8 protein-coding genes and 1 pseudogene are annotated in these 12,563 nt (G+C 42.3%); 8 read left to right on the forward strand and 1 reads right to left on the reverse strand.

Annotation, left to right across the window (positions count from 1 at the left end):
* Nucleotides 1-322 precede the first annotated feature (322 nt).
* Complete coding sequence (locus L1765_RS05170; RefSeq protein ID WP_236405592.1) at nucleotides 323-1,486, forward strand: TolC family protein; 1,164 nt, start codon at nucleotides 323-325, stop codon at nucleotides 1,484-1,486.
* 164 nt (nucleotides 1,487-1,650) lie between these two features.
* Nucleotides 1,651-2,502, forward strand: coding sequence for a hypothetical protein (locus tag L1765_RS05175; protein WP_236405593.1), 852 nt, complete (start codon nucleotides 1,651-1,653; stop codon nucleotides 2,500-2,502).
* A 6-nt stretch (nucleotides 2,503-2,508) separates the two neighbouring features.
* Here the strand turns inward: L1765_RS05175 and L1765_RS05180 are convergent.
* Nucleotides 2,509-2,655, reverse strand: a pseudogene (locus L1765_RS05180) (DUF86 domain-containing protein); the annotation flags it as partial.
* A 338-nt stretch (nucleotides 2,656-2,993) separates the two neighbouring features.
* Between L1765_RS05180 and L1765_RS05185 the strand changes: the two are divergent.
* The 6 genes from L1765_RS05185 (at nucleotide 2,994) to L1765_RS05210 (ending at nucleotide 12,492) form a co-directional block, all read left to right on the forward strand.
* Nucleotides 2,994-4,475 (forward strand): S41 family peptidase, encoded by a 1,482-nt coding sequence (locus L1765_RS05185; RefSeq protein WP_236405594.1) that lies wholly within the window; start codon nucleotides 2,994-2,996, stop codon nucleotides 4,473-4,475.
* A 139-nt stretch (nucleotides 4,476-4,614) separates the two neighbouring features.
* Complete coding sequence (locus L1765_RS05190; RefSeq protein ID WP_236405595.1) at nucleotides 4,615-7,419, forward strand: S8 family serine peptidase; 2,805 nt, start codon at nucleotides 4,615-4,617, stop codon at nucleotides 7,417-7,419.
* 27 nt (nucleotides 7,420-7,446) lie between these two features.
* Nucleotides 7,447-8,019 (forward strand): hypothetical protein, encoded by a 573-nt coding sequence (locus L1765_RS05195; protein WP_236405596.1) that lies wholly within the window; start codon nucleotides 7,447-7,449, stop codon nucleotides 8,017-8,019.
* A 343-nt stretch (nucleotides 8,020-8,362) separates the two neighbouring features.
* The gene (locus L1765_RS05200) at nucleotides 8,363-9,904 is read left to right on the forward strand and encodes a copper amine oxidase N-terminal domain-containing protein (RefSeq protein ID WP_236405597.1); all 1,542 of its coding nucleotides are present in this window, start codon (nucleotides 8,363-8,365) and stop codon (nucleotides 9,902-9,904) included.
* A 186-nt stretch (nucleotides 9,905-10,090) separates the two neighbouring features.
* Entirely contained in the window at nucleotides 10,091-11,296 is a 1,206-nt protein-coding gene (gene metK / locus L1765_RS05205) for a methionine adenosyltransferase (RefSeq protein WP_236405598.1), read from the forward strand.
* A 248-nt stretch (nucleotides 11,297-11,544) separates the two neighbouring features.
* Complete coding sequence (locus L1765_RS05210; RefSeq protein ID WP_236405599.1) at nucleotides 11,545-12,492, forward strand: cytochrome c; 948 nt, start codon at nucleotides 11,545-11,547, stop codon at nucleotides 12,490-12,492.
* Nucleotides 12,493-12,563: the final 71 nt, after the last annotated feature.

Genomic DNA, 12,563 nt, shown 5'->3' on the forward strand with positions numbered 1-12,563 from the left:
GATCAGAGACAAACAGTAATTTGATATTCGTGCTCGCAGCAACAGGAATTTGTGCTCAATGATCGATGCTGTCCGTTTAGTTCGCGGGGTCTGATATTGCTACCACCATAAAGATTTACGACTTACCCATTCCCCTGTTCAATTTCAATTATGGAAAGATAACGATGATACAGTAACTAGGTAACTACTGGATGGAATTATTTTCATGCGAATTTGTGACCCTGCGGGTCATGTATGTTTAGTTAAAACAAATATATTGACTGAGCAGTCAACATGAATTACAATTCAATTGTAAACAAAAGAGTAAGAGGAGAGGATAACCATGCTCCAAAAAAAATACAAGGCTAGTTTTATAATTTTAGTTGCAATGCTAATAGTTAGTACTACTGGTATCGTTGGTTTTGCGAATAATGATAGTGCTCCTAAAGAACCAGTAGCAACATTTTCATTGGCTGAAGCGATTCAAATAGCTAATAATGAGTCACTAATCTTAAATAAGCTTGTATTTGACATTGAATTAGCAAAATCAAAGTTGGATGATGCAGAAAAGCTTGAAGATATGGAAATTGAAGATATTGTAATGTTTGTGATAGGTAGTCAAACAAGTACTCCAAGTGCAGTTTCAGAAGCTAAGATTCAAAAAACTGTCGGACTAAAACTTGCTAAAGACGGTGTATATCTAGCAGAGAAGAATTACGAATTTAATAAGTTAAAGACAAAGAAGGAGACTGAGGATGCTTATTTTACTTTTCTTGAGGCACAAGAAGGATTAGTTATAGCCCAGGAGAATGTTAAAAGGGCTCAGAGGGCATTAGAATATACTAATGTTCAATTCGAACAAGGTTTAGTAGCTAAATCTGCTGTTCTTGACTCAGAAGTATTGGTAGAACAAGCAAAAATGGGTCTTATAGGTGCAGAAACTCAGTTAAAGCTAGCGAAAAAAACCTTAAATGATAAACTAGGTAGAAAATTAAATGAGGAACTTAAGGTAGAACAAGTTTCATTAGATGGATTGCCTAATAGTTTAAATGTAGAAGAATTAGAGGAAAAGGCGTTATTGAATCGACCTGACTATTTAGCTACAGTAAAGACAGCAGAAAGCGAAAAAATGAAATATGATATATATAAAAATATTTATGTGTCAGAACAGAATTCAAAAGTAAAAGAACAAAATTACACATATTTAAAAGCAGAATTAGATAAACAAGCGAAAGAGCGTGAAATCAGACTCCAAGTTAATCAAGCTGTAGAAGGATACCTTACATCAAAAGCGAAACTATCAATGTTGGAAAAGAGTGTAGAAAAGGCAAAAGAATCTCTCCGCTTAGCAGAACTTCGTTATCAAAACGGTATGGGTACAAATTTAGAAGTACAATCCGCACGAGTTGGGCTATACCAAGCAGAACTTGACCTATCAAAGGGTAAGTACGATATTCTCCGTGCTAAATCCGCTTTAGAAAATGCAATTGGCACCACTTTAGAATAAATCCATTAAACGATCAATGAACCAGCCAAGTCGAAAGAATGGTTGGTTCATTTCTATTTTCCATATTTACACAGGTCTGGATATGGTATAATGGAACCAACAAATAGCATCATGTAACGGGATGGTACAATATTAAATGAAATAGTCAGGGGAGGTATAATCCCATGAAAAAAAAGATACTTTTCATTTGTTTCCTTTTGCTTGCCGTAACGTTGGGGGCTTCCGTCTACGCCTATTCCGATCACAGTTTGTATGGAGAACTATATGGATTCCCATTGTATAAACTTCTGATTGACGGCAAGGAAAACTCCCTCAAAGCTCTGAACATCTATGGTAAAATCTACATTCCGGCAGACGTCTATTTACAAAAGGTAAATGGCACGATGATTATCGATGATAATAGGAGCGAAATCAGAATTAAAACCAACATCAGGATTCCTAGCAGTTCAGATAATAATAGCACCCATGCTAACAATACCGCTTCAAATCGTTCAGGAACCAACTCAAACACCTTTATCGACGTCATCAATCCAAAGCCTGTGGAGAATTATACGGTAGGCATGCTGTCCCAGGATTTAAAATCCCTGAAACAAATTACCCAGCTTCTGCTAAAAACATCGGACCAGTTTAAACTGCTCTCCTTTAGCGTCATTCAAAATAGGGATGATGCCATCACTTTAAATACGGTAAAGAATCACTGGGAAGTTAGAAAGAGTAACTATGAAGCTTTTGAGGACCGTTTAGATGACATGAAGGATGCGATCAAAGAACTGTTGGGGAGTACAACATCAAGGAATTTTGAGAAAGATACCCTGGATCATATTGAGGATGCCATCTATTACAAGGGGAAAGCGTTGGATAATTTGGAAGACTGGTACAACACCAGCGATGAGGATGATTATGAAGACTATAAAGATTATGACCGCAAAGCAAATGGTGAACTGGAAAGGGCTATCCGCGAAATCGAAAGCCTGGAAACCCGGGCAAAAGGAGCCTTGATCGACTACCTCCGATAGAGCCTGTCACTTCCCGGAATTTGTCGAATTCAGAATCATACGGCTAAAGGATTTAAAGTCATCTAAATGTTCTTCAATGATCTTTCTAACAATCTCAAGGTTGATGGTTTGGTAATCATGAACTGCTATATTTCGAAAACCAACCATTACTTTTCAACATCTTGATTAACCATAGAGTGAACCCCTTTCTTTCACTTTAACCAAAATGCACTGTCTTTCTTCATTCAATAGAGCATACTCTTTCAAAGACTGGTATGCAAACGTCATTCTCTTATGGGGATCATTCTCAAAAATAACTATTATATCCTAAAATAAGTGCCTGTAACTTCCATAATTTTTTTAACTACCAAATGTATTTATTTGGTTCTTCATCTGGTATTTTTCCTCCATTTTCTTGCAGGAGTCAGAAGGTCAATGTCGAAGAGGTAGGGAATATGTTTAATTGTACATAAACGACAATCAACGCTATTGAAGGAGAGGGGACATCAAGAATGGAAAAGGGAACCGCGAGAGAAAGTCTTGTCAAGAGGAGATGGGTCACGTTTATTGCCCTTACATTTTTATTCTTGCAGCTGGTCATTTTTCAGCCAGTTGCAGCAGCCGCCCATCAAATTGACACCACGGAACAGAAAAAAAAGCTAAACGACATCTTCGACTATATCACCCAATACCATGTCAGTGACATCGACCCCGATGCCTTACTGCAAGGGGCCATCAAAGGGATGCTGGATGTGTTGGGAGATAAGTATACCAATTACTTTTCCAATGAAGAATATGAAGCCTTCATAAACAGCATTGAAGGGTCATTTACCGGTGTGGGAATGTATGTGGACCAGAAGGACGATTACATTATTGTCCAGTCCCCGATCAAAGATTCTCCAGCCGAAAAGGCAGGTCTACAAACCGGGGACAAAATCATCAAGGTGAATGATGAAGATGTGGTGGGGCAGGACATCGAAATCGTGACTTCCAAGATCAAGGGAGTGGAAGGGACAACCGTAACCATTACGGTATTGAGGGAAGGAGTAAAGGATCCGCTTACCTTTACCCTGGTTAGACAGAGAATACAGCTCCCGTTGGTGGAATCCAAATTATTAGACGGGAACATCGGCTATTTGCAGGTGTATACCTTTGGTTCAACCTCAGGAAGTCAATTTAAGGAACAGTTAAAATCCCTCGAAGGGGAGGGGGCAGCAGGATACATTATAGACCTGCGGAATAATCCCGGTGGACTTCTAGATGCTGCCCTCTCCATCATTGAAAACTTTGTAGATGAAGGCCCTGGGGTCATCGTAAAGGACGGTCAGGGAAGGGAAAAAAGCCTCAATGTTGACGGGCCCTCAAACTGGACCAAACCGATCGTCGTTTTGGTCAATGAAAATTCAGCCAGTGCCTCTGAAATTGTAGCCGGAGCGCTGAAGGATTATGGCGTGGCATTGGTTGTAGGAACCCAATCCTTTGGAAAAGGAACGGTTCAACAGCTTCTTCCATTGGAATCGGGCGGCGTGTTAAAATTAACCATTGAGGAGTATTTTACCCCGAACCGAGTAAAAATTAACGGAGTTGGGGTTACCCCGGATTTATATGTGACGGATCCGGAACAGCAGCTCCAACAGGCGAAGCATCTCATCCTGAAGGACAATATCATCACCCTAGATTCAAATGACTCCGTTCAACTAAACGGGATCAACCTGGAAAAACCGGAACAGGTTGCAGTTCAGGATAAGGGAGAGTGGTTCGTTTCCCTCCGTAAATTATCTCAGTTATTTGGTGGTAAGCTGGATTGGGACGGGCAAAATCTTCAAATCACTTATGAGTTAAATGGAAATAAAAATCAGTTTTCTTTAAATGATCATCGGATTATGATAACCAATGGAACCTCTTATCTAAAAGTGAAAGAGCTAACAGTTCTGTATCCTTCCTTGAAAGTACAAAACAACGGCATGTCGTTAGAGATCAGCACAACTAGATAAGATAAATTGGACGGAGTTAAAGCATTCACTAAGGACAGTCTTCGAATTCGAACGAAGCGGAAAGTCTAAAGGGCTCTATATAAAAAGAGGAACTTAAAAGAGTAAAAGAAAAATAAAATGGAAAGAATGGGACGGTATGATGGGTCTAAAAAAATTAAGACGTCTGATCCTCGGTATGGGAGTTCTTAGTATCGCCTTACAACTTTTTTTCCCGATATCAGCATATGCTGAATTAAAGAAACCGGAGAACTTGCAACATAACCTGTCTCAGACTGAATGGATAGTGAAGTGGAAGGGAGAAGTATCTCAAAGTTTTTTAAAAAGCGTGGAAGTACTTGCAAAAAACGAAAGCGAGAATATATGGTTAGTTCGCCCGCGACAAATTTCCTCCCGGGAGGAATTGGAGCAGTGGCGATTATCCTGGTTGACCCATCCCCAAGTGGGCTACATTCAATCTAACGGGAAGGTCCATGTATTTGCCATGCCCAATGACCCCGAAGCCGTGAAACAAAATTATTTAAATCAGATCAAGGCGGTTGAAGGATGGGATCAGCAAAATAAAAGCCCGGATGTCACTGTGGCTGTCGTAGACACTGGCGTAGATTTAAGACATCCCGATCTAATACCAAATCTGGTGGCTGGTATTAACCTGTTGGAAGCGAATGCCCCTCCCCAGGATGACAACGGACACGGCACCCATGTGGCCGGTATTGTGGCTGCTGTGGGAAACAACGGAGTGGGGGTGACTGGTGTCTCCTGGAAGGCCAAAATCATGCCGATCAAAGCCCTGGACAAAAATGGGGAAGGAGATGAATTCCTCGTCGGGGAAGGAATCAAACAGGCTGTAAACAATGGGGCCAATATCGTGCTCCTCTCACTGGGAGATCCCATCTACTCTCCATATATGGAGGAAGCCGTTCGTTATGCCGAAGAAGAGGGAGTATTGGTGATTTCAGCGACGGGCAACAAAGGGGATCGGGTGGAATATCCAGCTGCTTTTCCGAAGGTTTTATCGGTGGGGGCTGTAGACACCAGGGACCGGGTGACTCCCTATTCCAACTATGGACCTGAGCTGGATGTGGTAGCGCCGGGAAAAAATATTTATACAACGGTACTTGGCGGGAAGTATGGGTATGCCGCTGACGGGACCTCCATGGCAGCACCCCAGGTGGCTGGAATGGCTGCCCTGCTATGGGCACAAAATCCCAAATGGACCCCTGCCCAAATCAGGCAACAGATCATGTCCACCACCGATGATCTGGATAAACCCGGATGGGACATGAAATCGGGATACGGACGGATCAATATAACCAAAGCGCTAACCACTCCGTTCCCCCAAGATATTCATGAGCCCAATGATCGGATCGATAAGGCCAAGAGCCTGACGATATCGACGGAAAGGTTTGGCATCTTAAGCGGGAAAGATGATGTGGACTGGTATCGAATAGATGCTCCCTATGCCGGAGAATTGAGCTTAAATATTGACTTTCCACAAATATTTGAAAGTGGAGTAAATATCGTTTATTTTCCCGGTGGGATTACCTCCGGGATCATGTATAAGTCAAAAGAATCTACACGAATACGATTGGAGATTCCAAAGGGAACCTCCTATATTCAAGTCAAATACGACATCATGGAGGAAAACACAGGTAATCTGAACTATCGCCTAGAAACAGGATTTCAGATCCATGCGGATCCATATGAACCCAACGACAGTCGTGAAAAGGCAAAGGGTATAGCCTTTAATGAATCGCTTACCGGCACCATTCACAGTTCGACCGATGTGGACTGGTTCAAGTTGAATATTCCGAAAAAAGGGAAACTGACCATTCAGGTGAATACAGATACTTTACGTATGGACCCGGTGATCTATATCCTCAAGGAGGGAGATCAGGACGGACTCTCGATTGATAACCAGGGCATCTCCTCGGGAAGCCAGGATGAACAGGTTACTTTACAGGTATCTGAAGGAACCTATTTCATCAGAATTACAGACTTTTATTCCAATCCAGTGAATGGGGAGTACCAGCTGATCACCTCATTTGTTCCTGACTTTATTGATGTATACGAGCCCAACGACTTATCTGTGCAGGCTGCGCCGATTGGATTTAACAGAACCATCCAGGGTAGTTTATCTACGGCTGCAGATTTTGATTGGTACCGATTCCAGATTAGTCAGGAACAGCTTATAGATATCCAGGCATGGGATATCCCCCCAAACATTGGCTTAAGGGCTACCTGGTTTGACAGTAATCTAAATGTAGTGGCCGAGAAAAAATTGGGGAGGAATGAAGATACCCTTCAACTAATAAAGCCCGTACCCCAAGGAATATATTTTTTAAGAATTATGGGAGACAAGTCCACGGAGAATCAACCCTATAGCTTCATGCTGACTCGATATAACTCCTATGGCGGATTTACGGATATCTCCTCCCATTGGGCGAAAGAATCCATTGCTCAATTAAGCAAAGAAAAAGTTATCAACGGGTATCAGGATTTCACATTTCGGCCCAATCAACCCATTACCAGGGCCCAGGTGGCAGCCATATTGGTCAGAACTTTAAACAAAACTGATGTTGAGCAAAAACCTTTTAATTTTTCAGACGTAAAAAAGGGTTACTGGGCATATGATTCTCTGAAGCAGGCCTATTATTTGGGGATACTTTCCGGTTATGATGATGGAACCTTAAGGCCGGATCAGCCGATATCCCGTGCTGAAATGGCAGTCATGGTAGCAAGGGCAGCCAATCTTGATTTACCCCTGTTTATCCTACGGCCTTCCTTTACAGACGTACCAAGAAAGCACTGGGCAGCCAAGGAAATTCAGGCCATGTCAAAGAATGGGTATATCAATGGATATACAGATGGTTCATTTAAACCGAATGGCCGTGCAACCCGGGCAGAATTTGCGGTCATCATTGAAAGGATTTGGTTTAAACAGTAAAATGGAAGCAGTGCAAAAACAGTTCACATGAAGTTGGAAAGGAAAATGAGCAAACCCATGGAAAAGCAGATGAATGTCATGAAAAAGCGGAAGTGGATCATCGGTTCATTATTTGGTGCAAGCATTTTATCTGTGGCCCTTTTAACAGGCAACGTTTGGGCGGGGACCAATAATGCCATCCCTGGCTCAGTTGATGATCCCATCGTGAGCAAAAGCTATGTGGATGAGCAGATTGCTCTCATGAAAGCCCAATTAAAGCAGGAGTTAACCACTGAGCTGAACGAGCAGTTTAAGGATTCCTTGTCTAAAGGGGCGGGAGATCTCGCCCTCTCTGTAGTGGAATTAAAGCCGGGTCAAACATTGATTGGCTTTGAAGGGACCGAAATTATTGTCCGGACGGGAAAAGTGATCGCCAAACAAGGAGACAATGGGGATGGTCTTCCTAACTTGACGGCAGGCTCCAATATCGAGGGGGGACAGTTTGTTCCATTGAATCACCTGATTCTTCTTCCCAGAAATGACAATCGTGGGATCATCGTGGTTCCGGATGCAAAGCAAAATTCCTGGGTGATGATACGGGGCAAATACGAAGTAAAGTAAGAATCTATATGGACGAAGCTAAAGAATTAAGGCTCCGTTCATTCGCCTCGAAGTGGACATGTATCACTTCTGGGTCGAACTTAACTAGCCGACGTGTGAATCTTTAGTTCTACATCTATAGAGCGACTTTTATCCAATACATTAGGACAAAAGTCGCTATTTTATTTTCAGAATGTGACGAAAGATTTATTTTGCGCATAGGACAACTATGTTAGGATAAAAGTACCCCCTAAAAAAAAGAGGTGGCTTCGAATTACATAATGAAACAGAACATATCTGTTCTTTATAACCAAATGATACCAAAGACAGATGAAAGAAAAAAAAGTTAGGGAGGAGAATGAAAATGAATGGAAAAATTACAGGGATTATGAAAGTGTTGTCTGTTCTCTTCGTATTTACTCTCATCTTTTATCCCATCAATTATTCATTGGCCGCTAGCCATGTAACAGTAGGGGCTGATGTAGAAGGGGATATTTCGGCTGATACCAAGGATGAAGCAGCAGAGGATATTAACGAGGATGGTGTGATGGAGGATGAAAGCGGAGATGAAGATGAAATGAGCGATGAAGATGAAATAAACGATGAAGATGAAATAAACGATGGAGATGAAATAAACGATGAAAGTGAAGTAGATGATGAATTAGAAGATGAAGATGAATCCATCGAAGAGGATGAATCCGGTGATGGGGAAGAAGGCAAGGATAAAGGGAAAGGCAAGAATAAAGGAAAAGGCAAGGAATTGAAAGACGATAAAGGGAAAAAAGATGATGACGGTGACCTGGAAGACGAAGAAGATGAAGATTCTGACCAAAAAGATGATGATAAGGATAAGAAAAAAGATGAATTAGAGAAAAAAGCGAAAAAACTTAAAAAAATGAAAGAAGAAGTGGTTAAGAAGGAAGCTCAATTGAGGGCCCTTTTGGAAAGAGCAAAAGGAACCAGAGCAGAAGCTTATATCCAGGCCTTATTAAACCTCATAGATTCCAATAACACAGAAAATGCCACCTCTAGCTCTGAAGCAACCGACGGAACAACAGAAGGAAACATCACATCCGATGCAGGGGCAATGGCAGAGGTGGATTTAACCAAAGGATTGGTAAAAGCCCTCCTAAAGACAATTGGAACACCCGCTGAAACAGTGATTCTTGCAGTATTGTCTGGGGATGGATCCGTTTCTGAGGTTGCCAAACAGTTTAAAGAGATGATGAAAGAACAACGATCTGTAACCAATGACGTATATGGAGAAGACCGCGATATCGAACAAAATGATGATGGAGACGGAAGTAAAAATGAAAACATCGACGAGGAAGCCTTTGAAGAAGCATTGGATGGTCTGGAAGAATACTTGGAGGAAATAGGGATTGAAGGGGAAAATGAGGTTGAAATAGAAGAGTCCTATGAAGCCCTGATTTCCATCAAGTTGAAACAGAAAAAGATAGATGAGGCCATTAAATTACAGGAGGAAATTTTCAGTAAAACCAAAGGGGACGAACAACAGAAGCAGAAATTAAAGCAGCTGTATAAATCCCTTGGCAAAGCAGAATTGAAGGCATTTGTAAACGGAAATGTACCTTCCTTTGACGTTCCGCCCCGCATTGAGAATAATCGCACCATTGTTCCAATCCGGCCTTTGACAGAAGCGTTGGGAGCTGAGGTCAACTATGATACGAAAACAAAGACGGTTGAGATCATCAAAGGGGATGTTACCATTCAATTTGTTGTCGGGGCCGATGTAGCCTATGTCAACGGGGTGGAGATGAAGTTAGATCAGGCTTCCAAAGTGGAAAATGGACGCACCCTCGTTCCATTGCGCTTTATCAGTCAAAGCTTAAAATCCAAGGTAGAATATGATCCTGAGACAAGATTAATTTTTATCGAAGATTAATGATATCCATTGACACCTGAATGTGAATGGGTTATGATATGTCCCGAAAAGGACCATGCATCGATTTTGCCAACCTTTTCCCCGCGACGGGAAAAGGTTTTTTCATCATTTTCAAACATGGGATTTCAAATTAATGTTCATATGGATTCTTGGGTTGAACATACTAAGGGTAAGGAGGATTAACCAATGAAAAAAGGGCGTTATCTATTTACTTCCGAGTCCGTAACCGAAGGACATCCGGATAAAATATGTGACCAAATTTCTGATGCGGTATTGGATGCTATTTTGGCTCAGGATCCCAATGCAAGGGTAGCTTGTGAAACATCTGTGACCACTGGTCTTGTTTTAGTGGCAGGGGAAATTACCACAACTTGCTATGTAGATATCCCGAAAATTGTTCGGGAAACCATAAAGGATATTGGATACACCAGAGCCAAGTATGGGTTTGACTACGAAACATGTGCCGTTCTTACTTCCATCGATGAGCAATCTCCAGATATTGCCGCCGGCGTAAACCGAGCGTTGGAGGCCAGGGAAGGCCAAATGACCGATGAAGAAATCGAAGCGATTGGTGCAGGGGACCAGGGATTAATGTTTGGGTTTGCCGTCAATGAGACCCCTGAATTGATGCCTTTACCCATCTATTTATCCCACCGGTTGGCCCGCCGTTTAAGTGAAGTGAGAAAAGAAGGTAAATTGGACTATCTCCGTCCAGACGGGAAAACTCAGGTGACGGTTGAATATGAAGGAGATAAGCCAATACGCATTGATACCATCGTTATCTCAACCCAGCATCATCCAGATGTCACACAACAGCAAATTGCCAATGACTTAAAAGAGCATGTGATCAAACCGGTGGTTCCTCCTGAGCTCCTTGATGAGAAAACCAAATATCTTATCAATCCTACGGGTCGTTTTGTCATTGGAGGACCTCAAGGAGATGCCGGGTTAACCGGTCGTAAAATTATTGTAGATACCTATGGCGGATATGCCCGTCATGGCGGGGGCGCATTCTCCGGGAAAGATCCGACAAAAGTGGACCGCTCTGGTGCCTATGCCGCCCGCTATGTAGCCAAAAATATTGTGGCTTCGGGTCTGGCAGAGAAATGTGAAGTTCAAGTCGCTTATGCCATTGGTGTGGCACAGCCCGTTTCCATCAATGTGGACACCTTCGGGACTGGAAAGGTAAGTGAGGAAATATTGGTAGATTTGGTAAGGAAGCATTTCGACTTGCGTCCTGCCGGAATTATTAAAGCGCTGGATTTGCGCAGACCTATCTATAAGCAAACGGCTGCCTATGGACATTTTGGACGTAATGATTTGGATCTTCCATGGGAGAGAACAGATAAAGCGGAAATTTTAAAGGCGGAAGCCGCAGCCTATCAGGCATAAAGCCATTGGAGAATAATATTTAGTGAGCCTTACCTATTTCACAGGTAAGGCTTTTCACTTTATAATCGAAATCACAAATAAATATTAAATAATAAAAGGTTAAATATACTGTATATTGTATGATTGCAAATACTACCAGAAGTAATTTTTTATTATTCTTTGTGAAAAGAAAATCACTCTTTCTGCTACTTTATCTACATAAATTCTTCACATATGATGGAATTAGAATACAAGGGAGAGTGATAGAGATGTACAAGAAGAATTTAAAAAGAATGCTTCTTGTCGTTATGTTGGTATTACTGGCAGGTTTACTGGTTGCCTGCGGCAGTAAGCAAACCACAGAAGAAATAAAGACAGAAGAACCTGCTCAAACCGAACAAGCTGCCGAACAAGCACAACCAGCAGAGCAGCCTAAAGAAGAGCCAAAGCAAGAACAACCAGTTGAAGAGCCAAAGGCAGAGGAACCTGTGCAAATTACCTTTGATCCGGCCAAAACTGCCCAATTGACCGCTTCCTGTAAAGGATGTCATGGTCAGAATTTGGAAGGCTTAAAGGGTGACGGTCCACAACTGACCAATGTTGGTTCCAGATTATCTGCAGATGAAATCAGAAATATTCTAACCAATGGGAAGGATGAAATGCCTGGTGGTCTCGTAAAAGGGGATGACCTTGAATATTTAGTACAATGGTTGGCTGAGCAAAAAGGTGAAGCTAAAGCTGAACAACCGGCGGAACAGCCTAAAGAAGAACCAAAGCAAGAAGCTGCCCCTGCCCCTGCTCCAAAGCCGGCAGAACAGCCTAAAGAAGAACCAAAGCAAGAAGCAGCCCCTGCACCAAAACCAGCTGAACAGCCCAAGGAAGAAGCAGCCCCTGCACCAAAACCAGCTGAGCAGCCCAAGGAAGAAGCAGCCCCTGCTCCGGAACCGACACCTGCGCCTGCACCCGCTCCACAGCCAGCAGCCTATGATCCATCCAAAATCCTTAATACCTGTAAGGCTTGTCATGGATTTGATCTAAAAGGTGTGGAAGCGATGGATGGAATGCCTGCTGTCCCAGGATTATTAGATATTGGATCAAGATATTCTGAAGCCCAAATTAAGAATATCCTGGTGAATGGTAAGGGTGAAATGCCTGGCGGCATGGTACCTGCAGCCGAAGTTGATCAATTGGCCAAGTGGTTATCTCAGCAGAAATGATGAAATCAATTGAAGCAAAATAGATGATTAAAAACGAATCCTCCTTGGAACCCAAGGAGGATTTTTTTCTT

Origin of the sequence: Microaerobacter geothermalis, assembly GCF_021608135.1 — a bacterium.
Lineage (GTDB): Bacteria > Bacillota > Bacilli > DSM-22679 > DSM-22679 > Microaerobacter > Microaerobacter geothermalis.